Annotated in this window: 23 protein-coding genes; 13 read left to right on the forward strand and 10 right to left on the reverse strand. The window is 39.6% G+C overall.

Annotation, left to right across the window (positions count from 1 at the left end; translation table 11 throughout):
* Nucleotides 1-142: 142 nt before the first annotated feature.
* Nucleotides 143-904 carry a carboxypeptidase-like regulatory domain-containing protein gene (locus ACY650_RS08500; RefSeq protein ID WP_462253714.1) on the forward strand — a complete coding sequence of 254 codons (762 nt, stop codon included), beginning with the start codon at nucleotides 143-145 and terminating at the stop codon, nucleotides 902-904.
* Here the strand turns inward: ACY650_RS08500 and ACY650_RS08505 are convergent.
* The gene (locus tag ACY650_RS08505) at nucleotides 901-1968 is read right to left on the reverse strand and encodes a DUF3089 domain-containing protein (RefSeq protein ID WP_462253716.1); all 1068 of its coding nucleotides are present in this window, start codon (nucleotides 1966-1968) and stop codon (nucleotides 901-903) included. The two genes, ACY650_RS08500 and ACY650_RS08505, sit on opposite strands and share 4 nt — an antisense overlap.
* Nucleotides 1969-2032: 64 nt before the next feature.
* On the opposite strand from ACY650_RS08505, the gene katG reads away from it, so the two are divergent.
* The 6 genes from katG (at nucleotide 2033) to ACY650_RS08535 (ending at nucleotide 7582) form a co-directional block, all read left to right on the forward strand.
* Nucleotides 2033-4231: a catalase/peroxidase HPI gene (gene katG, locus ACY650_RS08510; RefSeq protein WP_462253718.1), complete on the forward strand. Its 2199-nt coding sequence runs from the start codon at nucleotides 2033-2035 to the stop codon at nucleotides 4229-4231.
* 55 nt (nucleotides 4232-4286) lie between these two features.
* Entirely contained in the window at nucleotides 4287-4664 is a 378-nt protein-coding gene (locus ACY650_RS08515) for an ankyrin repeat domain-containing protein (protein WP_462253720.1), read from the forward strand.
* A gap of 35 nt (nucleotides 4665-4699) precedes the next feature.
* On the forward strand, nucleotides 4700-5218 hold the full coding sequence (locus ACY650_RS08520) for a hypothetical protein (RefSeq protein WP_462253722.1): 519 nt from the start codon (nucleotides 4700-4702) through the stop codon (nucleotides 5216-5218).
* A 64-nt stretch (nucleotides 5219-5282) separates the two neighbouring features.
* Nucleotides 5283-5969, forward strand: coding sequence for an energy transducer TonB (locus tag ACY650_RS08525; protein WP_462253724.1), 687 nt, complete (start codon nucleotides 5283-5285; stop codon nucleotides 5967-5969).
* 1 nt (nucleotide 5970) lies between these two features.
* The gene (locus tag ACY650_RS08530) at nucleotides 5971-6642 is read left to right on the forward strand and encodes an energy transducer TonB (protein WP_462253726.1); all 672 of its coding nucleotides are present in this window, start codon (nucleotides 5971-5973) and stop codon (nucleotides 6640-6642) included.
* Nucleotides 6643-6736: 94 nt separating this feature from the next.
* Nucleotides 6737-7582: a dienelactone hydrolase family protein gene (locus ACY650_RS08535; RefSeq protein ID WP_462253728.1), complete on the forward strand. Its 846-nt coding sequence runs from the start codon at nucleotides 6737-6739 to the stop codon at nucleotides 7580-7582.
* 41 nt (nucleotides 7583-7623) lie between these two features.
* On the opposite strand, the gene ACY650_RS08540 is transcribed toward ACY650_RS08535, so the two are convergent.
* The 5 genes from ACY650_RS08540 to clpB form a co-directional block, all read right to left on the reverse strand.
* Nucleotides 7624-9003, reverse strand: coding sequence for a T9SS type A sorting domain-containing protein (locus ACY650_RS08540; RefSeq protein WP_462253730.1), 1380 nt, complete (start codon nucleotides 9001-9003; stop codon nucleotides 7624-7626).
* 66 nt (nucleotides 9004-9069) lie between these two features.
* Complete coding sequence (locus tag ACY650_RS08545; protein WP_462253732.1) at nucleotides 9070-10284, reverse strand: WG repeat-containing protein; 1215 nt, start codon at nucleotides 10282-10284, stop codon at nucleotides 9070-9072.
* 119 nt (nucleotides 10285-10403) lie between these two features.
* Nucleotides 10404-10571, reverse strand: a complete 168-nt coding sequence (locus ACY650_RS08550) for a hypothetical protein (RefSeq protein ID WP_462253734.1) — start codon at nucleotides 10569-10571, stop codon at nucleotides 10404-10406.
* Between the two features lie 112 nt (nucleotides 10572-10683).
* Nucleotides 10684-10830, reverse strand: coding sequence for a hypothetical protein (locus ACY650_RS08555; protein ID WP_462253736.1), 147 nt, complete (start codon nucleotides 10828-10830; stop codon nucleotides 10684-10686).
* A complete protein-coding gene (gene clpB / locus ACY650_RS08560; protein ID WP_462253738.1) occupies nucleotides 10823-13438 on the reverse strand; it encodes an ATP-dependent chaperone ClpB in 2616 nt (871 codons plus the stop codon). The genes ACY650_RS08555 and clpB overlap by 8 nt, the downstream gene beginning before the upstream one ends.
* Nucleotides 13439-13696: 258 nt before the next feature.
* Here clpB and ACY650_RS08565 point away from each other — a divergent pair, with 258 nt between their 5' ends.
* Nucleotides 13697-13939 carry a hypothetical protein gene (locus ACY650_RS08565; RefSeq protein WP_462253740.1) on the forward strand — a complete coding sequence of 81 codons (243 nt, stop codon included), beginning with the start codon at nucleotides 13697-13699 and terminating at the stop codon, nucleotides 13937-13939.
* Between the two features lie 53 nt (nucleotides 13940-13992).
* On the opposite strand, the gene ACY650_RS08570 is transcribed toward ACY650_RS08565, so the two are convergent.
* The 4 genes from ACY650_RS08570 to ACY650_RS08585 all read right to left on the reverse strand — a co-directional run bounded on the left by ACY650_RS08570 (nucleotide 13993) and on the right by ACY650_RS08585 (nucleotide 19363).
* Nucleotides 13993-15081 (reverse strand): prolipoprotein diacylglyceryl transferase, encoded by a 1089-nt coding sequence (locus tag ACY650_RS08570; RefSeq protein WP_462253742.1) that lies wholly within the window; start codon nucleotides 15079-15081, stop codon nucleotides 13993-13995.
* A gap of 61 nt (nucleotides 15082-15142) precedes the next feature.
* A complete protein-coding gene (locus tag ACY650_RS08575) occupies nucleotides 15143-16600 on the reverse strand; it encodes a TrkH family potassium uptake protein (RefSeq protein ID WP_462253744.1) in 1458 nt (485 codons plus the stop codon).
* A 3-nt stretch (nucleotides 16601-16603) separates the two neighbouring features.
* On the reverse strand, nucleotides 16604-17944 hold the full coding sequence (gene trkA / locus ACY650_RS08580; RefSeq protein ID WP_462253746.1) for a Trk system potassium transporter TrkA: 1341 nt from the start codon (nucleotides 17942-17944) through the stop codon (nucleotides 16604-16606).
* 60 nt (nucleotides 17945-18004) lie between these two features.
* Entirely contained in the window at nucleotides 18005-19363 is a 1359-nt protein-coding gene (locus tag ACY650_RS08585) for an alanine/glycine:cation symporter family protein (protein ID WP_462253748.1), read from the reverse strand.
* A gap of 110 nt (nucleotides 19364-19473) precedes the next feature.
* Here ACY650_RS08585 and ACY650_RS08590 point away from each other — a divergent pair, with 110 nt between their 5' ends.
* The 5 genes from ACY650_RS08590 to ACY650_RS08610 are packed head-to-tail and all read left to right on the forward strand — an operon-like array spanning nucleotide 19474 to nucleotide 23391.
* Nucleotides 19474-20238 (forward strand): alpha/beta fold hydrolase, encoded by a 765-nt coding sequence (locus ACY650_RS08590; RefSeq protein WP_462253750.1) that lies wholly within the window; start codon nucleotides 19474-19476, stop codon nucleotides 20236-20238.
* Nucleotides 20235-20945, forward strand: coding sequence for an SAM-dependent methyltransferase (locus tag ACY650_RS08595; RefSeq protein ID WP_462253752.1), 711 nt, complete (start codon nucleotides 20235-20237; stop codon nucleotides 20943-20945). The genes ACY650_RS08590 and ACY650_RS08595 overlap by 4 nt, the downstream gene beginning before the upstream one ends.
* Before the next feature lie 53 nt (nucleotides 20946-20998).
* Entirely contained in the window at nucleotides 20999-22252 is a 1254-nt protein-coding gene (metK, locus tag ACY650_RS08600; RefSeq protein WP_462253754.1) for a methionine adenosyltransferase, read from the forward strand.
* A gap of 3 nt (nucleotides 22253-22255) precedes the next feature.
* Nucleotides 22256-22669, forward strand: a complete 414-nt coding sequence (locus ACY650_RS08605) for a nuclear transport factor 2 family protein (protein ID WP_462253756.1) — start codon at nucleotides 22256-22258, stop codon at nucleotides 22667-22669.
* A complete protein-coding gene (locus tag ACY650_RS08610) occupies nucleotides 22666-23391 on the forward strand; it encodes a DJ-1/PfpI family protein (protein ID WP_462253758.1) in 726 nt (241 codons plus the stop codon). The genes ACY650_RS08605 and ACY650_RS08610 overlap by 4 nt, the downstream gene beginning before the upstream one ends.
* The last annotated feature ends 2 nt before the right edge of the window (nucleotides 23392-23393 follow it).

A 23393-nucleotide genomic window follows, 5' to 3' on the forward strand; every position in this document is an offset into this window, starting at 1 on the left:
GTTTGTTGGGGAGCACTTAAATATTAGACGTAAAACTTTCAGGCAACCTTAGCCTGATTTTTTGCATTCCATTTAAAGTAGGGTGAGGTTAAAAATTCTTAATTCCTATATCTATAGATCATTAAATGGAATATTTGGGTAAATGAAAAAGCTCATTTTCATAACGCTAGTCTTATTCGGATGGCACGTTAGTGCGCAACGAACTTACGTATATGGTGTTGTCAAGGACAGTCTTTCAAATGAAAAACTGATAGGAGCACATATTCAAAATATCAACGCTGGAAGCCTTACTTCAACAAATGAAGATGGAAAATTCAAATTGCCTGCTCGGGCAGGTGATACGCTTGTATTTTCAAACGTAGGCCATAAAACACTTGCTTGGATTGCAGATTCTACATGGTTTAACTCAGAAGAAATTGCGTTCGTATTGCCTTTAAATACCATATATCTGGATGAAGTTGTGGTAGGTGAATTTCCCGAGTATGAACGGTTCAAAGAATTAATCATAGAAGAAAAGGTGGAAGACACCACATTTCAGATTTTCGGGGTTCCAAAAGTCGTAATGGATCCATACCCCCAGTTAGAAAAAAGTGAATATTTGAATCCAATATTTATGTTTTTCCACCCTGTATCTGCTATCCATCATTCTGTAAGTAGGAAAGAGAAGGAAAAACGGAAGATGCAGCACATCCGCAAGACTAAATATGTTACTGAAAAAGCAAGATTGAAATTTACACGAGAGTGGGTAGGCGAAAACACCAAACTCGAGGGCGATAAACTAACGAGCTTTATTGCATACTGCAATTTCTCAGATGCTTATCTGGCTAGTTCCTCTGAGTTTGCAATCTACGAACTCATGATGGACTTACTTCCAAAGTTTCTTGAACAGTACGAAGACAGCTAGTCTTTTTCTGCTTCATAGGATTTTACTCGCTCTTCAACATTTTCTCTGATATTGATATAGAAAAGGTTGTAATCTACAATGTGATAGCGATCCCAGTTTATAAGAAAACTCCAGAAAAAATTTAGTTTATCAATCCAGAGCATGCCATCTGCGTTTTGGGCATCTGATATACCCGGGCGTATTTTTTTAAAATTTCTCAATACCCCACCCTTATTGTTATCCGCCGAAACATAGGCAGTATCTGTGGTCCAGGTCAGAGGATTCACATTCAATGCATCTGCATACCAAAAATCATGATCCTTGGGATAGTAGCCTTTGGCATATGTATTCCAGGTAAGCCAGCAACCAGTATCATCTGAATCTTCACATATAGGAATGTACGAGAAGGTTCCTTTGTCTAGCGGCATTCCCACGATGTATGCTGCTACTAATTGATCCATAAGCGGCCGATTTTCAAAAAAATCTCTCAAAAGGTTAACCGCGTGATTAGTCCCTTGGCTATGCGAGGCAATAATAATTGGACGTCCATTGTTCCAGTTTTCCAGGTAATACTGAAACGCCTTCTTCACATCTTGATATGCAAAATCTAACGCCTCAACCTTAAGAGGTAGGTTGTCAATGTAATAAACTCCAATATGCGCTTGCCTATACAATGGTGAATAAATCTTACCAGACCCATTAAACACTGACGCTTGATTTTTAATAGTAGAATTAGCGATTTCTTTATTCAGCTTTTCGTCGTTGACATCCGCAAACCACGGATGTTCCTTGTCTTGCCTTTTAGTATAGATTGTTGGATAAATGAAAAACACATCAACTTCTGCAGTGGCTTGACTCTCTTTCAACTCTCCTTTTCCTGGAACCATGTCTGCCATGTCTTCGGTATCTGGATGTGCAATCCAATATTGCATTTGTGAATAATCTGGGGCAGCTGGAACCAGATCTAAATCATCACGATCATATTTAGTCTTAAACTTTTTAGCTGGTTGAGCATCGGCCAACGAGATAGAAAGGATTAGCAGAAAACCCAATAAGTTTTTAGCATAGGTTAGACTTATAACCATATAAAATTTATAAATTATCTTAATACTAGTTTTACTCCAGTTAAAGTATTAAACCCATACCAATATGACTAATCATTCTGATAAATATGCAGATGCAAGCCAATGTCCTTACCTCGGCGGAGTTTTAAATCAAAGCGCTGGTGGAGGGACGTCCAACAGAGATTGGTGGCCAAATCAACTTAAGTTGAATATTCTAAGACAGAATTCTTCTTTGTCCGATCCAATGGATGAAGGTTTTAACTATTCGGAAGAGTTCAAAAGTCTAGACCTAAAAGCAATCAAGCAAGACCTTTATGATCTGATGACAGATTCTCAAGATTGGTGGCCTGCTGATTATGGACACTATGGTCCTTTCTTCATTAGAATGGCATGGCACAGTGCCGGTACGTATAGAATTCAAGATGGTAGAGGTGGAGCTGGTACAGGAACACAGCGATTTGCACCATTAAATAGCTGGCCTGACAATGGCAATCTGGACAAGGCAAGACTTCTTTTATGGCCTATTAAAAAGAAATACGGGAAAAAGATTTCTTGGGCTGACCTTATGATATTGGCTGGAAACTGTGCTTTAGAGTCGATGGGCTTTAAGACGTTTGGTTTCGCAGGGGGTAGAACAGATATCTGGGAACCGGAGGAAGACGTTTATTGGGGTGCTGAAACAGAATGGTTAGGAGACAAGAGATACACAGGCGATAGAGAATTAGAAAATCCACTAGGTGCAGTTCAAATGGGTCTTATCTATGTGAATCCAGAAGGACCTAATGGAAACCCAGATCCTCTTAAATCTGCTGTTGATATCAAAGAGACATTCGGAAGAATGGCAATGAATGATGAGGAGACTGTTGCACTTGTTGCAGGTGGACACACATTTGGTAAAGCACATGGTGCCGCGGATCCTGACCAGTATGTTGGCAGAGAACCTGCAGGTGCGGGAATTGAAGAGCAGAGTATGGGATGGAAAAACACATTCGGTTCTGGTCATGGAGATGATACCATTACAAGTGGAATTGAAGGAGCATGGACGCCTAACCCAACTCAATGGGATAATGATTACTTCGAAGTATTACTTGGTTATGATTGGGAGCTAACGAAAAGTCCGGCAGGAGCAAACCAATGGACTCCAACGGCTGCTTCAAACGCAAGAATGGCTCCAGCTGCGGGCAATGCAGATAACACTCAAGCTTTGATGATGACGACAGCTGATATGGCATTAAAAATGGATCCAGACTATGCGAAAATATCCAAGCGATTCCATGAAAATCCAGAAGAGTTCGCCGATGCTTTTGCTCGTGCGTGGTATAAATTGACACATAGAGATATGGGGCCTGCTGCTCGTTATCTTGGATCTGAAGTTCCTGACGAAGAGTTGATCTGGCAAGACCCTATACCAGCGGCTTCTCATAGCTTAAGTGATTCTGATATTTCTGACTTAAAACGCAAGATCTTGGGATCAGGTCTATCAGTTTCAGAATTGGTATCTACTGCATGGGCTTCGGCTTCAACATTTAGAGGTTCAGATATGAGAGGTGGTGCCAACGGTGGAAGAATTCGACTTGCTCCTCAAAAAGATTGGGAAGCAAATAATCCATCTCAATTAGGAAAAGTACTCGATACGCTTAGCGATATTCAAAGCTCTTTTGGAAAAGATGTATCGATCGCTGATTTGATTGTATTAGGGGGATGCGCAGCTATTGAGAAAGCGGCAAGTGATGCTGGGCATAACGTCAGCGTTCCTTTCACCCAAGGTAGGGCTGATGCCTCTGCTAATCAAACTGATGTTGATTCGTTCCAAGCATTGCAACCAAGGGCAGATGGCTTCAGAAACTATCAAAATGCAAATATTACAGCGTCAGCTGAGGAGATGTTGGTAGACAAAGCTCAGTTGCTCACATTAACTGCTCCTGAAATGACAGTTCTCGTGGGTGGTTTGCGTGCATTAAATACGAATTACGATAATTCAAATCATGGTGTCTTTACAGATAAGCCTGGCACACTTTCAAATGATTTCTTTGTGAACCTGCTTGACTTTGGAATTACCTGGAAGTCTGCAAGTGATGAAGACAAGGTGTTTGAAGGAAGGGATCGTAGAACAGGCGATGTGAAATGGACTGGAACAAGAGCAGATCTAATTTTCGGCTCTAATACAGAGCTTCGCGCAATCGCAGAGGTTTATGCTTGCGAAGATGCAAAGGAGAAATTTGTTAATGATTTTGTCGCTGCATGGAACAAGGTCATGAATTTGGATCGATTCGATCTAGTTTAAATTATACATTTATTAAGGGTTCATTTCGAAGGAGTGAACCCTTTTTTAATTCAGAATGATGGAACTCGTAAATTACATTCGATCTGGGCAGTCAGAACAGCTAAAAAGCCTAATTGACAGTAATCCAGAATTAGTAAATGCTGCCGATGAACGTGGTTTTACGCCACTCGTATTGGCAACTTATTTAGGTCAAAGAGAAATAGCGGAAGTATTGCTTGACTCAGGTGCGGAGATCGATGCCCAGGATGCATTAGGGAATACAGCACTCATGGGTGTTTGCTTTAAAGGATCAGAGGAACTAGCTGATATGTTAATTTCTAAGGGCGCGAACGTACATTTAAAAAATAAAGATGGTGTTAATGCATTGTCATTTGCAAGAACTCACGGGCAACGTAGGATTGAGGAACTACTCCTAGCAGCAGGAGCATCTTAAACAGAAAAGGCAGAAATTAGTTTAACCATCAATATATGCTTCGCTATATCCATGTTCAGGGAAAAGAAGCGCCACGATTTCATTTTAGAGATCACACATCCAGGAGCTTCAAATCAGTAATTCAATCACTGGTTAATGGGTCTACTTTGGTTATTTCTTCACTTTATCGAACTGATGTAATCTATTCTGGTGAAGAGGATCGATCAGAAGACATCCTTAAGGTTTGGGAGCTTTATACACAGCCGATAGCAAGTAAAAATGCCCTTTCCTTTATTAAAGGAAGAGACAGAACATTAGAAACTTTCTTTACGTCGCTGGTCTCATTGAGCAGTGTTGCTCACTGGTATGCAACCTATTTAGACGAGTTTGGACATGCATGCTCATTGGATTATCAAAATCCCATTTTGCAAGACCTCAAGAGCTGCGAAAAATATCTTCAAGAATCTCATAAAACCGTATACCGACCATTGCCAGAGTTAGATTCGAGCGACCTCTTACCGAGTCAGGAGGTCTTTGATCATCTTTCTAAGCATATCAATGAATTCTTAAATTGATTTAGGCACGATTCATGCTTTTTATTTTGAATTAACTATTCAAAACCCAACAAACGCTTGAATCATGGAACTTAAGAAAAACAAAAAGTATGACTTAGAGCCAAAGCGACCATTGTTCTTTGGTGTAGGAATGATTATTGCACTTTCGCTGACGATTGTTGCATTCGAATGGAAATCTCCAATTGATCCTGTAGTGCAACCCAATGATCCAGAAATAGAAATCTGGTATGTACTAGATGATCCTAAGATTACTAAACATAAGCCTATTGAAATTCCTAAACCTAAAGTCAATAAACAAGTGATTACTGCGGCCGCAGAAATCAAAGAAGTGAAAGAACTTACTGAGGCATTGAATGATAATAAAACAGTAAATGACATAGATGATGAACTTGACAAATTAGATTTTGGTGAGCCTAAGACTATAGATATTCCAGATGATCCATTCATAGTAGTTGAAGATATGCCTGAATTCCCGGGAGGAGATGCAGCTTTACTAGGGTTTATCGCCAAGAACATTAAATATCCTCGTCAAGCTAAACGAATGGGCGTCGAGGGCAAAGTTCATATCAGTTTTGTAGTGGATATTGATGGTTCGATCAGTGATATCAAAATCCTAAAAGGAATTGGTGCTGGCTGTGATGAAGAAGCAATTAGGGTTCTAAAACTTCTCCCTGCCTTTTCTCCTGGAAAACAAAGAGGAGTACCTGTGAAAGTTCAAATGCAATTGCCTGTAAATTTTCAATTGAGGTAATATGGAATCTAAGAAAAACGAAAAGTATGATTTAGAACGACGGAGGCCATTGTTCTTCAGCATCGGCATGGTGATTACTTTGTCAATGACGCTGGTCGCTTTTGAATGGAAGTCACCCATTGATCCAGAGATTGAGCTAGATGACTGGATTGTTATTGAATGCGAGCTTCCAATTTTTCCAATTCCATTGGATTCTATGACTTATCCAGCAGGTCCTCCAGCGACAATTTGGTCTGAGGAAGGAGTTGTACTTACAAATAATCTAAAGTATGACGCTGAAAGTTATTCATCAGGTAAAGAATCAATTCATGTACAACCGGCAGAAGATCCTCCAGTTAATTCATATTTGATCGATAATATGATCTACTCAATTGTCGATGTAATGCCTGAATTTGAAGGAGGAGTGGAAAAATTTTCTGACTTTATTGATGAACACTTGCGCTATCCTAGCCAAGCAAAACGAATGGGTATCGAAGGTCGGGTTTTCGTTAAGTATGTGGTCGAAAAAAATGGCTCAATTACTAATGTCGAGGTAATAAAAGGATTAGGTGCCGGCTGCAATGAAGAAGCCATAAAGGTCGTCAAGTTGTTTCCCAACTTCACACCTGCCACTATGGAAGAAGTGCCAGTCAGAGTACAAATGGTCGTCCCAATTCATTTCAAACTTCAATAAATTCATACCAGGCTAACGCCTGGTTTTTTATTTCATGAAACTGCCAGTCCCCATTCCTGTTTACCTTTAGGGAAACTATAAACCTAAATAGACAATGAAATCAAAACTGTTTTATGCATTCTTGATTGGAATGTTTGCGGTGGCTTGTACGTCCACCACAAAAGAAGACGCTGATGAAAGTTCAGCAGATACAGAAGCAGCAGTAGAAGAAGTAGAAGTTCCTTCTGGAGAATACTCATATACCGCAGACTCAATAACAATGAACGGTTACCTAGCGGTAAACTCAACCATCGACGGAAAGAAACCTGGTATTCTAGTTGTTCACGAATGGTGGGGGCACAATGACTACTCCAGACAACGAGCAGATATGCTTGCCGATATGGGATATGTTGCCCTCGCAGTAGATATGTATGGTGATGGCAAACAAGCAGCGCATCCAGATGAAGCTGGAGCTTTTGCAGGAATGGTCCTTGGAAATTTTGAGGTAGCAAAGGCTCGATTCGAAGCAGCGCTGGAGGCTCTAAAAAGCCACCCGGATGTTGATCCGGAAAAAATTGGGGCTATCGGGTATTGCTTCGGAGGAAGCACGGTTCTTAGTATGGCAAATTCAGGGTACGATCTTGACGCAGTAGCATCGTTCCATGGAGGTTTGCAATTGCCTGTTATGCCAGAAGCAGGAGCTGTCAAAGGAAAAGTACTAGTAGCGAACGGAGCTGATGACAAGTTTATTACTGAGCAACAAATTGCTGATTTTAAAACTGCAATGGATGCTGCCGGTGCTGATTATAAGTTTATCAATTATGAAGGGGCGCTACATTCTTTTACAAGCAAGGCCGCAGATTCATTGGCGGTAAAATTCGGAATGCCAATTGCATATAATGCTGCTGCAGATAGTGCAAGCTGGGAGGAAATGAAAGTCCTCTTTTCAGAAGCGTTTTAAGAAATACTGAATTGAAAAAAGCCTCCAAGAAGGAGGCTTTTTTATTTTATCACCAATCTACTTTTCTGTTTGAATGTACCATTATCTGCTTCCAGAAAGTAAATGCCAGGTTTATATGATAATTCAAGCTTCATTGATTTTGATTCGACCCAAACACTTTCATTCATCACCAGTTCGCCTGAGATTGTGAACAGCTTAACATTAGCAGTAGTATTTAAAAACTGATTACCAAAAAGTACATTCACATTTTCAGAAGCTGGATTGGGGTACAGTGTAAAAAGATCAATTGCATTTGAAAAGGCACGAATAATCCCAAGATCATCAAATGTCCCGTCAAAATCTCTTTGAATGAGTTGGTAATAATTTGCTCCAGAAACTGGTGACGCATCTCTATATTCATAGTTTAAGATTCTATTGCTATTCCCTGCACCTTGTATAAAATCCATATGGGTGAAGTTTACTCCGTCCGTGGATTTATATAAATCAAACCCTTCGTTGTTTAGCTCACTGGCAGTCGCCCAATGTATGGTCAAATATGATATTTCATCCTCCCAATCAAAAGAAACTAGTTCAACAGGAAGCACCGTTGGTGCGGAAGCCGAACCATCGCCTGGAGATATCTCACCATCTCCATCTCCTGCTTCAGCATCTATATCTGGATCACATTGGCCTCCACAGCAATTTCCATCAGCACAAGTGACTGTAGTATTTGAACATATTTGATCAGTAGTGGTATTGTCAGTGGTATTAAAATGCCTTACCGAGTTATTTCTCGGACCACTGAAATATGCTGGACCATCTAAATCAAGTGTTCCGCCCCCACAAACGAATGAATTGTCACCATCTAAGTAAAGGTCATCTCCAACACCAGCAACAGCAGTTGGTTCAATATTTATAACTGCATCTCCAGAGATAGTTAAGTTTTGATTTGTGATCAGTGATCCTCCGTCTCGGACATCCACTCTACCTATAAGGAACAATGTTGAATTGGCATTGAGTCTAAACGAACCTGTATTCTGAACTTCCACATCTCCTTCGAATACTGTGGCAACAGTACTCGTAAAGGCTCCTCCAGCCGTAACAGTTATTGTACCTCGATGATAAAATGAATTGGTATTACAGATAGTTGGTGTATTGGCACACCCTGTTGTCCCAACACCTGTACATCCACATACTCCGGCTACAGCTTCGTCATTTGGTTGTGTCTCAGTGGTCGCATTATCTAGGGTGTTATTTACAGAAACGGCGTGACCTATATTAACAACATCGTCCCTGTCGGGATAATGTGTACCTACAGTGGTACCTGGGCAAGTTCCCCAGGTGTTACAATCGTCCCAATCCCCGTCAGTAACCGAGGTAAATTGGGCAAACAATACGTTAGTAGCAAATAAAATTGCAATGGCAGTAATTAGGGATTTCATGCGGTAAATATGCCTTAACGCCTGAAATTCAGCAAATTATGATTCAAATTATCAATGGAAAGCGGGCTATTTCCAGACATGAATGCTACCCGATTGATCAACAAGGATTTTCTTGTATTCCACCGGAACAACCAGTTCAAATTCTCTATTTATTACACCGAGCTGCCAAGTCTTTTTGCTTTTTATGAGGGCATACTTTCCAACAAAATCACTTACCCAAAACTTTTTTACAGCGCCTATATTTCCGATATGTGAACCTCTAGAACTAAAATGATCGCTAAGCTCATGAAAACTCCCACTTAAGTCAGTCATTGCGGCGGGTACAACAAGCTTTCCACTTTTATCGATAAAGCCAAACTTGCCCTCACGCTCTACAAGTGCCCAGTTCGAGTTTTCTCTATCAAAATAGCTTATTCTGTCGTACAGCGTTGGAACTACCTCCTTGCCTGATTTGTCAATAAGACCATATAGTCCAGACTTGCGAACCATTGCCAGATGTGAAGCCCCACGATTTCCAAAATCATAAATACGTTCATATTTAGGAGCAATGACTTCCAGCCCTTTTCTATCAATCATACCATATAATCCATTGCGTTCTACCCGCGCCCAGTGACTTGCGATTGTGCCAAAAGAAGAAACAGAAGTGTATTTTGGGCTTACGATCTCTTTCCCAGATCTATCAATAAATCCTTCAAGTCCATTTTGTTCGACTTTGGCCCAATCTGTTCCAATCGAACCAAAGCTACTTATCCTTTGATATACTGTAGGGACAATTTCCTTCCCTGACCTATCGATAAAACCGTACATTCCATCTCTCTGTACTCTTGCCCAAGAAACATTGTTGGACCCAAACGAATTGATATCATTATATATGGGAGCTACTACTTCACTTCCCGATCGATCGATAAATCCATAAAGACCATTCTTTAATACCAGTGCCCAATTGGCATTCTTATCTCCAAAAGAATATATACGATCGTATTGTGGTTTTACAACTATAGCTCCCGACCGATCTATAAACCCATATCTACCTTCTTTTTGAAGCTTCGCCCAGTTCAACCCGGATTCTCCAAAACGATAAATTTTATCATAAACTGGAGGCAAGACTTCTTTTCCTTGCCGGTCAATTATGCCATAAAGATTTTCTTTTCTTACAACTGCGAAACTGCTATGACCATGCTCTCCGTAACTTGATATGTAATCGTAATTCGCTTCTTCCTGTGCTGAAGTACAGAAGGAAATTAATAGCGTACAAAATACTGCGACCTGTTTTATGTTCATTGAATTAATCTTAACAGGCTAATGACAGATTTAAAGACAAATGGTTTCTACATGCAAATGATTTTGCATTAACCATGGAACTCCCTAATCAAAGGGAGGAAAATAAAACTTAAGAATTCTTAGCTTCCGCAGCCCACACATTCAATTTCTGAATTCATTGGGCGAGTTCCATTCAACTTCATTTTAAGGTTGTGAATCTTGTCTTTGATTTCCATGTCGTTAAACATGTCGCCAGTCAATTTTGATTCAAGTTCTGTGATTTGAGATTGGATTTCTTCGGTAGTCATTACGTATTTATTACGGGTGTTATGCAAATAAATTTAATTGGAATCCGTCAAAATAAGTTCTGCTTCCAAGAAAATTTTCTTCTCACATCTCAAAAAAGTCCCGATTTGCGCTTTATTCAGCATCATCTTCAGCAACCTCTTCCTGACTTACATCATCGAGCGATTTAAATTCTTGGTTATAGGTGTTGTGAAAGGCAATCATTAGGCCGATCACTGACACCCAAACCAGTCGCTTTAAAAATTTTAAAAGCTTACTCAATCTCAACTGCATCCAAATTCAAAAATTCTACCTCTTGATTATCAGATAGGGTAATTCCTATTACTGAATCTTTCGAGATATTCCCAGAAAGAATTTCTTTCGACAGTTGATTTAAGATTTCCCTTTGCAGCACACGTTTCAGCGGTCGAGCACCAAATTGTGAATCAAAACCAATTGTGCCCAAATGTCTCAACACTTTTTCATCTGCCTCAATCTTAATTCCGTTTTCTTCAAGCCTATTTTGTATTAGCTTAAACTGAATACCAACTATTTTTTGAAGGTCATCTTTACCAAGTGGCCTGAACATGATTGATTCATCTACTCGGTTTAAAAACTCTGGCCGAACAGATTTTTTCAAAAGTTCAAATACCATGTTTTTTGTTTCTTCAATAACTGGATCAGGGTTCTTTTCATCTAGCTTTTCAAAGTTTTCTTGAATCAGTCCTGAGCCGATATTTGTTGTCATGATTATGATGGTGTTTTTGAAATTTGCAACACGCCCTTTATTGTCTGTAAGTCTACCATCATCCAATACCTGAAGTAGAATATTGAAGACATCAGGATGTGCTTTTTCAATCTCATCCAACAAGATCACACTATAGGGTTTTCTTCTTACTGATTCAGTAAGCTGACCTCCTTCATCGTATCCTACATATCCCGGAGGCGCACCGATCAACCTACTGACCGCATGACGTTCCTGATATTCAGACATATCAATTCGAACCATTGCATTCTCATCGTTAAATAGGTATTCCGCAAGAGCTTTGGCCAATTCGGTTTTTCCAACCCCTGTTGTGCCTAAAAAGATGAAAGAACCAATCGGTCTTTTGGGATCATGCAGGCCTGCACGACTTCTCCTTACCGCATCAGAAACGGCTTGAATTGCTTCAGACTGACCCGCGACCCTTTTACCTAACTCATCTTCCAAATAGATTAGCTTTTCTCTATCACTCTGAAGCATTTTGGAAACGGGAATTCCAGTCCACTTCGCAACCACCTCAGCAATATCTTCTGGGTCAACCTCCTCTTTCAAGAGGCTTGTTTCACCTTGCATCTCTACTAACTGTGACTCATAGTCTGAAAGCTTCTGTTGGGCTTCTACAATCTTTCCGTAACGTATCTCAGCCACCTTATCATACTCACCAGAACGTTCTGCTTGCTCAGCCTCGGTCTTATACTGCTCAATGTTTTCCTTTTCCTGACGAATTCCCTGGATTACTGATTTTTCATTATCCCATTTAGCTTTTAGATCATTTCTTTCCGCTTCAAGATTCGCAATGTCTTTATTGAGGTGTTTTTCTTTCTCTTTATTCTTCTCCCTTCGAATTGCCTCACGCTCAATTTCTAGTTGCATGATTTTACGATTCAATTCATCCAATTCTTCCGGTAGAGAATCTATTTCTATTCTCAATTTAGACGCCGCTTCGTCCATCAGGTCTATAGCCTTGTCTGGTAAAAATCGATCTGAAATGTATCTGTTGGATAGCTCCACAGCTGAAATAACCGCATCGTCTTTTACTCTTACTCCATGGTGGAGTTCATACTTATCCTTAATACCCCTTAGAATTGAAATTGCATCCGTCACTGAAGGCTCATCTACTACAATGGATTGAAACCTTCTTTCAAGCGCCTTATCTTTTTCTATATACTTCTGATACTCTTGAAGTGTAGTCGCCCCTATGGCATGAAGCTCTCCACGTGCCAAAGCAGGTTTGAGTAGGTTGGCTGCATCCATTGCTCCTTCACCACCACCTCCAGCTCCTATCAATGTATGGATTTCATCAATGAACAAGATGATTTCACCATCGCTATCCGTTACCTCTTTAATGACAGCTTTAAGGCGTTCTTCAAATTCTCCTTTGAATTTTGCACCAGCCACCAGGAGACCCATATCTAACGAGATAATTGTTTTTGACTTTAAGTTTTCTGGCACATCTCCATCTACAATCCGCTGAGCCATGCCCTCAACAATAGCAGTCTTACCTACGCCTGGCTCACCTAATAAAATAGGGTTGTTTTTAGTTCGTCTTGCTAGTATTTGCAACACTCTTCGTATCTCCTCATCACGCCCTATTACTGGGTCTATCTTCCCTTTCTTAGCGAGTTCGTTCAAGTTTTTTGAGTAACGCTCAAGCGACCGATATTTAGATTCAGCATTTTGATCAGTGACCTTTTCACCACCTCTTAATTCTTGTATTGCGGAAATCAGTTGTTTTTCTTGAAATCCTGCATCTTTTAGCATTTGGGCCACTTTATCGTTCCCACTCAACAAACCCAATATTATATGCTCAACTGCTACATATTCGTCTTGAAAATCCTTTAAATACTTTTCTGCTTTTTGAAGTGATTTAGCAGAGTCATTTGAAAGGTAAGGTTGCCCACCTGAAACCTTAGGATAGCTATCAACTAATTCCTGCAATGGAGAATCAATCAAGTTTTTGCTGGTACCAAGTTTCTTAAAGAGAAACGACACCAAGTTCTCGTCAGATACTAGAATAGCCTTAAGTAGGTGGCCAGTTTCTATAACTTGTTGTCCTCCTCCTGCAGCTATTTCGGTCGCTTTTTGAAGGGCCTCTTGGGCCTTGATTGTATAATTGTTAAAATTCATTCTTCCTTTCTACTTGTACGATTGGAAGATTACAAATGCTATTCCAAAGGAATTATTGCATTATTTCAAGACAAATTGACAGTAAAATTAAATATCGTTAACCCAAAACAGGACAACTCGTCAGTCAGAAATAATTCAAAATGAAATCGAAAAACGTAATTTTTTATTTTGTGTTTTTTGACAAAAAGGACTCAATCATTTGTATATCAACTTTAACCTTATAATTTTTACTGTTCATATTTTAAACCTGACCGAAAAATGAAAAAAGTTTTATTACTATTAGCGATGGTAGCATTCCTAGGCGCTTGCACATCATCGGCATCATCAGAGTCTGAAACAGAAGAGGCTGCAGTTGAAGAAACTAGCGAGGCTACTGATGCTGCAGAAGATGCAATGGATGAAATGGAGGCTGAAGTAGCTAGTGAAATGGATTCCTTAGAAGTTGCTGCTGATTCAGTTGTTACAGAAGTAGAGGAAGTGACTGGCGAGGGAGATCAATAAGATTGAACAGACCAAAAAATCAAAAAGGGAGCTAGGCTCCCTTTTTTTTATATCTATTGAAAATCCGACATTTTCTTGTCTTGCCTGAACACCAGTATCATTATTACAATACCAACTATCGTCAGAGGGATACTGAGAATCTGGCCCATATTAAGTGTCAAACTCTCTTCAAATGCTTCTTGATTCATTTTGAAAAACTCATCTACAAATCGAAGGGCCCAGAAAACCACCATAAATAGAGCAAAATTCAATCCTTGAGGCACTTTGGACCTGTGCTTTGCCCATATCCAATAAAACAGAATTGCTAAGAGTAATGCATACAAGGCCTCGTAGATCTGAGCCGCATGCCGTACTTTTCCCAATGCAGAAATCTCAACAATCTCTCGTCCATCTTTCTGGTAATTTTTATAAATCAAGGGTCCTGATCCAAAATCTACATGCTCCACCACCTCGGTGTATCTATGCAAGGCTCCCCTTAAGTTGTTCTCGACAAAATTCTTGTCTTCCGTTTCAAATTTTACACCTCTCCGATATTCAATAATAGCTTTGATTGGAACTATTCCAGCTTGATCACTTTGCATCTCTCCACCTTTTTCGAAGCGTACTTCGTCAATATCTTCTGAGTAATTTAATGTCTCTAGAGTGGCTCTTGCATATACAATACCTACATTAGAGTTGGTAAGTGTTCCCTCCATTTCGGAGTTAAAAAGGTTTCCTGTTCGGATGAGAGCAGCTGTCATTAAACCAACAATGGCAAGACGATCAAGAACCCACAGGTATTTATAGCCATATTTTTTACAGAACAGATATATCGCAATTAATATACCCAGCACACCTCCATGACTGGCTAATCCTCCTTCCCAAATTTTTAAGATTTCAAGCGGATTTGATAAGTAATAGCTCGGATTGTAGAATAAACAATGACCGAGTCTTGCACCTATAATGGTTGCAATAACCATATAGCCAGTTATTTTTTCAACATCCTTTTCCGGTCGTCCTTCGGCTTTAAATATTCTAAAGAAAATTTGCTGAGAAATTAAAAAGCCTGTTGCAAATAAGACTCCATACCACCTTGGTGCATAGTCTGTATATGGTATGGTGAAAAGTGCGGGATCAAATGTCCAGATTATGAAACTCAGCATATATTTTTAAATAATGTATTCGGTTGATTCTCTCAAAGATGATTTAATCTTTTGAAGGAATTTAGACTTTTCTCCAGAAAAATGGGGTGAATAGAATTAGTACAGTAAAGAGCTCTAATCTTCCTAAAAGCATCATGAATGAAAGTATCCACTTAACTCCTGTTGGTAGGTGAGCAAAATTATCAACTGGTCCTACATCACCTATTCCAGGACCAATGTTTCCTAATGTGGTAGCTACAGCACCTAAAGATGTATTAAAATCAATGCCAAATGAAGAAACGGCTATTGCACCAAAACAAACGATAAGAATGTAAATCATTATAAATGCAAGAACATTGAAAGTAATATCACGACTGACTGACTTTCCATTAAAACGTACTGGTATTATAGCAGAAGGATGCAGAATTCTTTTCAATTCTAGGAGGCTGTTTTTAATGAGCAAAATATGTCTAACCAACTTCACTCCACCAGCTGTAGACCCTGCTGACCCACCAGCAAACATTAATAAAAAGAAAATAACGGTCAAGAATGAAGTCCATGCAGTATAATCGTGCGTAACATAGCCAGTTGTTGTCACTATTGATACAATTTGGAACAGCGCATCTCGTATAGATTTTTCTAATGTATCATGGCCTAGATTAAAAATTATAAGGCCAACTACAAGAGAGACCAAAACGCAGAAAATCAGATAAAATCGAAATTCCTCATTATTCAATACCTTCCTAAATCTACCATGAAGACCAAAATAGGTCATGGTAAAATTGGTGCCCGCCATAAACATAAACGCGATTATCACATATTGAATAAATGGATCACTGTAATAGGCAATACTTGCATTCTTTGTTGAGAACCCACCGGTAGCCATCGTTGTAAGACTATGATTTATTGCGTCATAAAACGTCATCCCCCCAGCCCAAAGCAAAACCATTTCAGTAAGCGTAAGTCCACAATAGATAATCCACAATCTTTTGGCTGTTTCTTTAATTCTAGGCTGAAGTTTGTCTGGAGAAATTCCTGGTGCTTCAGCTACAAAAAGCTGCATGCCTCCAATCCCCAATAGAGGAAGGATTGCGACTGTGAGTACTATTATTCCCATACCTCCAATCCACTGTGTCAAACTTCTCCAAAACAGAATCCCCTTGTGAACAGATTCTATATCTGTCAGGACTGTAGCCCCAGTCGTTGAAAAGCCAGATAAAGTTTCAAAAAAAGCATTGGTTATATCGGGGATTGAACCACTGAGTATATAAGGTAAAGAACCAAAAAATGACATTGAGAGCCATCCCATCGTAACAATGAGATACCCATCTTTTTTTCGCATGTCATTGCTTTGGAGGTTGCGAGTGAGCAAGACTAGTAAAGAACCAAAACCTATGGTAATTAGCGAAGAGCCAATAAGAGCCATGTGATCCCCTTCACCATAGTAAAAACTAAAAGGCAGACAACTTAGCATGAATGCTCCGTTGATAAGGAGCAGTATCCCAATTACCTTAAAAATTACCTTGTAGTTAAACTGCATGGTTTATTTGAAGAAGCTCTCTACTTTTTTGATACACTCTGGTTTAGACAAAACTACAACTCGATCCTTAGGGTTAAACTCAAAGTTCCCTCTTACTGCGATTCCTTTTCCTTCTCTAATTACACCTCCCACGATAGCCGTCCTTGGGAAATCTAAATCTTTAAGCTGTTTTTCCATAATCTTAGATTTCTCACTCAGTTCGAATTCCAAAATTTCAGCATCCACACCATGGATACCGGCAATATTCAAAACTTCTCCTTTTCGAATGTACCTAAATATAAAGCTCGCCGCAATCAACTTCTTGTTGATCAAAGTATCTATACCAATGCTTTGAGATAAGTGAATATAGTCTACATTCTCTACCAGTGCTATGGTTTTTCGTACCCCCTGGTTTTTGGCAACCAAAGAAGCCATAATGTTGGTCTCTGAATTTTCAGTAAGGGCAACGAAAGCATCCATTCTGTCAATGCTTTCCTCTTTCAGCAGGTTAATATCTCTTCCATCACCATTGATAATCATGGTATCAGGTAGTTCATCTACCAGGTGTAAGCACTTTTCCTTATCTGCTTCTACCAGCTTTATATTATACTTTTTGCTTAAAAGTTTCGCGGTGTTTATCCCAACCTTACTAGCACCAAGAATCATTACATTCTTTATCTCAAAACTCTCTTTTCCGGCTAGTGATGTTACTCGTTCAATTCCGTCTGGTTGAGCAATAAAATACGCATGATCACCATTTTGAAATTTGTTCTCGCCATATGGAATAATGGTTTTATTGTCTCTTAGTATTGCTACCGTAGTAAAATTGTGATCTGGATTTAAGTAGGCCGTCTCTGTCAACGTCTTCCCATAAAGCTCTGATCCTTCATCTACTGTGATACCAACTAGGGATAGCATCCCTTTTTCAAATTCGAATGTGTCAGTGAGCGCAGATTGCTTGAGTAGTCGTTTAATCTCCCGAGCTGCTAATGAAGCTGGAGAAATAATTTCGTCAATACCTACATTACTTAAATTCAGCTCTTCTCTCGAATGAAGTAGCTCTGTATTCGAAATTCGAGCGATGGTTTTCTTAGCCCCCAGGCTCTTCCCAAGAATACAAGTTGTAATGTTAGTCTCCTGAATGGAGGTTACAGCAATAAGTAAGTCTGCCTTACCAATATTTGCTTCTTTAAGGGTTCGAGGTGAAGTTGAACTTCCTCGAACTGTGCTTACATCCAGATGTTGTGAGACATACTCCAGCACATTAGGATTAGAATCTATGATTACTATATCCTGTTCCTCGGCGGTTAAAAGCTTGGCAAGATGAAAGCCCATCTCACCTGCTCCAGCTATTACAATTCTCATTCTATATTAAATGATAATGGCTGCAAAGATATTGTATCTAAGTGCCACCATTCCAAATGATTATGAATTATATACTTCAGTGAAGTATTTCTTAGTTGCTTCCATAACTTTTGGAGCAAGTATAATCGTTGAAATCATGGTCGGGACGGCCATTAATCCATATGCTACGAAAACTAGATTCACAACATCTGCAAGTGATGCTACTGACCCCACCAATACTAAAGCGATATACCAATAGTAGAAGTATCTACCGTATTTAGCTCCTATTAAAAATGAAAGACATTTTTGACCATAATATGCTAACCCAAATACTGTTGTAATTGCAAATACCATCACACAAATCATAAGTATGTAAGGTCCAAAGCCTGGCAAACTAACCTCAAAGGCCTTTGCAGTCATTACTATACCATCAGTCTCTCCGCTCGTCCAAACTCCAGTGATTAAAATACACAACCCTGTCATTGTACAAACGATGATCGTATCAATAGCTGGCCCTAACATTGCCACCAATCCTTCCCTGACAGGCTCCTTAGTTTTAGCTGCTCCGTGCATCAAAGGAGCCATCCCAATACCTGCTTCGTTTGAAAATGCAGCTCTTTTAGCTCCTTCAACAATAACAGCACCCACAGCACCTCCTAAAACTGCCTTGGCAGTAAATGCATCTTCAATAATTAACATCAATGAAGGAAGAACCTCAGATGGATTCATAATCATGATAGATAACACACTAATCACAAACAAAACAACCATGAAAGGGACGAGCTTTGAAGCTACATTGCCAATTCTTTGAATTCCACCAAGAATAACTGCAGCAACTATCGTTGCTATCACAACTCCAATCGTAAGGTTCACTGAAAATGAATCCGAGACACCGGCAGGAATCAAGATTACATTTTTGAATACCGCTACCATCTGGTTAGTCTGAAAGACTGGAGTCGCACCAAAAAAACCGGCAACACAAAAGAAAACCGCCAACGGCATCCACTTCTTTCCGAGAGCTTCTCGGATAACGTACATCGGACCTCCCTGGATAGCTCCTTCTGAATCTTTACCACGAAACTGAACGGCGAGTGTACAGGTAAAATATTTTGTAGCCATACCAAAAAATGCGCTAATCCACATCCAAAACATTGCCCCTGGCCCTCCTGCAGCTATTGCAAGGGCAACACCGCTAATATTTCCCATTCCGATTGTTGCCGCCAAAGCGCCGGATAATGCTTGAAAATGACTAATCTCTCCTGGATCGTTGGGGTCATCATACTTCCCACGTAAAACATTGATGGCATGACGCAGATATCTAAATGGAAGAAACCTTGAAAATACCAATAAGAAAAGTCCACCCCCCAAAAGGAGAATCAGTAATGGTGGACCCCAAATAAAGTTGGAAGCATCAGATAAAAAGCTGCTAATTGAATTCATAAAGCTCGTGAAGGTAATATGTATCTTTGAGTCAAATCCATTTTATTGGCAAGCAAATGAACAAATGTGTTCGTTTGCTCATTATTAATGCCTTATTGAAGTCAAAATTCATGAAGTTAAACTTTAGAACATTGGGATCTGGTGATCCACTGATTATAATGCACGGTGTATTTGGGTCGTCTGATAACTGGCAGACATTAGGAAAGGTTTTTTCCGAAAGCTTTAAAGTTTACCTAGTGGATCTAAGAAACCATGGCAACTCACCTCATAGCGATACATTTAACTATGATGTGATGGTTGAAGATGTTGCTGAACTAATGAACGATCAGGGAATAACTAAAGCTAATTTCTTAGGGCATTCCATGGGAGGAAAAGTTGCCATGCATTTTGCAACTCAACATTCTCACATGGTCGATCGGCTTGTTGTTGTTGATATTGCTCCGAAACATTACCCTCCTCATCATCAGCAAATTTTTAAAGGGTTTCATTCAGTAGATCTTGCTAACCTAAAAAATCGAAAAGAAGCTGATGAACAAATGGCTGAGGTTATTTCAAACTTTGGTGTTCGTCAATTCATTTTGAAAAACCTGGACAGAAGAAAAGATGGATCCTTTGGGTGGAAATTAAACCTTGAAGTCATTGAAAGTGCTGTAGAAAATGTAGGTGAAGGACTGGAAGGAGAAGTAAGTTTTGCAGGAAAAACTATTTTCATTGCGGGTGGTAAGTCAGACTATATCAATTCTAGTGATAAAGAATTAATCCAGAAATACTTTCCTAGTTCACAAATTGTCACGGTTGATGGTGCTGGCCATTGGGTCCACGCAGAAAAACCACAACAATTAAGTGATTTAGTCTTAGATTTTCTTTTACCATGAGTCAAGGCAAACTTTTTTTGATCCCCACGTACCTATCATCAGATAATGACGCAGCATTCATGTCGCCCATGGTGGCCGATGTGCTTAAAAACACCAAGCATTTCTTTGTCGAGAATGTGCGCACTGCTAGAAGATTTATTAGCAGTCTAAAAGCTGGAATAGTTATAGAAGATCTTGAATTTAATATTCTTGATAAGAAATCTAACTGGGATCAGATGTACCCTTTGTTTGAACCTATTAGAAACGGGCAAGATATGGGTGTAATATCAGAAGCCGGCGTTCCCTGTCTTGCTGATCCAGGAAATTTGGCTGTGAGTTTTGCTCACCAAACAGGAATAAAGGTTAGCCCTCTTCCTGGTACATCTTCCATTCAAATGGCATTGATAGCTTCCGGATTCAATGGTCAGAAGTTTACTTTTCATGGATACTTGCCGATAGACAAAAATCCAAGGCAGAAAAAAATACGAGAGCTAGAAAAGCTAAGCCAATCTGGATATACTCAATTGTTCATGGAAACTCCATATAGAAATCAGCAATTGATGAAAGATATTTTAAAAACATGCAGAGCCGACACACTTTTGAGTGTCGCCGCTGATATATCTGGATCCTCAGAAAAAATTCTTACACAGCCAATTTCAAAGTGGCAGAAAACTGACATTCAAATACATAAAATACCCGCGATATTTAGTTTTGGTCAATTCCCGTAGTGGAGTTCCCTGAATCTTCTAAATTTGCCGTCCAATATTCTAAAGAAACATAAATGCCATATTTATTTACATCAGAGTCCGTGAGCGAAGGACACCCAGATAAAATTGCTGATCAGATTTCTGATGCACTAGTAGATCACTTCCTTGCATTCGATCCAGATAGTAAGGTAGCGTGCGAAACGATGGTAACGACTGGTCTTGTTGCACTGGCCGGTGAAGTAAAAACCAAAGCATACATTGATGTTCAAAACATTGCCCGGGAGGTCATTAACCGAATTGGCTACACGAAGGGTGAATATATGTTTGATGGTAATTCATGTGGAGTAATTTCAGCGATACATGAGCAATCACCAGATATAAATCAAGGTGTTGAAAGAGCTTCAGAAGATGAACAAGGCGCTGGAGACCAAGGTATGATGTTTGGATATGCCACAAAAGAGACAGATAACTACATGCCCCTTGCCTTAAATCTGTCTCATAAGATTTTGATGGAGCTTTCTGAAATACGCAAGGAAGCCAAACAGATGACCTATCTAAGACCTGATGCAAAATCGCAGGTTACAATAGAATACGATGACAATAATCAACCTGTAAGAATTGATGCGATCGTCGTTTCAACTCAGCATGATGATTTCGACAACGAAGACAACATGCTCAAAAAAATCAAGGAAGATGTAATCAACATTCTAATCCCAAGAGTAAAGGCAAAACTTAATTCTCAGAATCAAGCATTGTTTAATGATCAGATTAAGTTTCACATCAATCCAACAGGGAAATTTGTGATTGGAGGGCCTCATGGTGATGCTGGTCTTACTGGAAGAAAAATCATTGTAGACACTTACGGTGGTAAAGGCGCTCACGGCGGTGGTGCATTCTCTGGTAAAGATCCCTCTAAAGTTGATCGCTCTGCAGCCTATGCCACTCGACACATTGCAAAGAATCTAGTAGCTGCAGGAATTGCGGACGAAATTTTAGTTCAAGTTTCCTATGCAATAGGTGTTGCCGAACCGATGGGTATATACATCAATACCTATGGAACCGCTAACGTAGATATGAACGACGGCGAAATTGCTACGATTGTTGAAAAAATCTTCGACATGCGTCCTGCAAGCATTATCAAGCGACTAAAGCTAAAAGAACCAATTTATTCTGAATCAGCTGCATATGGACATATGGGAAGAGCTCCCGAAGTTAAGCAGGTATCATTTATTGGAAATGGAGGGGACGAGGTGAAGAAGGTCGTCGAAACATTCACATGGGAAAAACTAGACTATGTGGATCAAGTAAAAGAAGCTTTTAGTCTATAAAAAATGACAAACCCGATAAGCAGTTGGCATAAGGTTGTAGAATCAAAAGATGCCGATATGCTTAAGTCCATTCTACATAAAGAAGCTACATTTTATTCACCGATACTATTTAAACCGCAGAAAGGAAGAAAAATGGTATTAGCGTACCTTCTTTCAGCATCTAATATGTTTGAAGGCAGCGGATTCCACTACGTAAAGGAGTTGATAAGTGAGAAAGAGGCGATTTTGGAGTTCAATGCCGAGATTGACGGTATTAAAATCGATGGTGTCGATATCATCAGTTGGGATGAGGAAGCAAAGATTACGGAATTTAAAGTAATGCTTCGGCCGCTTAAGGCTCTTGAAAAGGTTGGAGAGAAAATGAAAGAGCAGCTTGAAAAGATGAGTTTGTGGGAAAAACTAAAGTTAAAATTATGAAGACCATCAAATTTGTATTTATCGGTTTGGCTGTTTTTGCTTGCACCAGTCCAAAGCCAGTAAATGAAATTGAAGAAATAATCATTGAAGCTGTAGCAGAAGGTCAAAGCTTCAACGCTGCATTTTTGATGATCGATGGAGTCTACAATTCCGAATTAATGGCGCCATATGATATCTTCCAGCACACCATTTTTCATACGGAAGGAGGAATTAATGTATTTACCGTCAATGAAACGATGGACACCGTAACCACCTTCGAGGGCCTTAAACTAATACCACATTATTCATTCGACAGCCCTGACCTACCAGAGATAGACATCTTGGTTGTGCCTAGCGCAGAGCATAATATGGATTCCGACTTAGAAAATGAGAAACTTATCAATTGGGTCTCTGAAATTGGCAAGAAAGCAGATTATGTCATGTCCTTGTGCGATGGCGCTTTTGTTTTGGCTAAAGCAGGCTTAGTAGATGGAAAGGAATCAACAACATTTCCAACCGATATTGATAGGTATCGTGAGACTTTCCCGGAATTGAGCGTTCATGAAAACGTATCTTTCGTACATCACGATAAGCTACTTACCTCGGCAGGTGGCGCAAAATCCTATGATGTTTCCCTCTATTTGGTACATCATCTCTATGGTAAGAATGTAGCAGAAGGCGTCGGAAGAGGATTAGTAATCGATTGGAAACTTAGTGACTATTCGTTTCTCAGGGTAGAATAAAT

Origin of the sequence: Ekhidna sp. (genome assembly GCF_963691765.1) — a bacterium.
In the GTDB taxonomy this organism is placed as follows: domain Bacteria; phylum Bacteroidota; class Bacteroidia; order Cytophagales; family Cyclobacteriaceae; genus Ekhidna.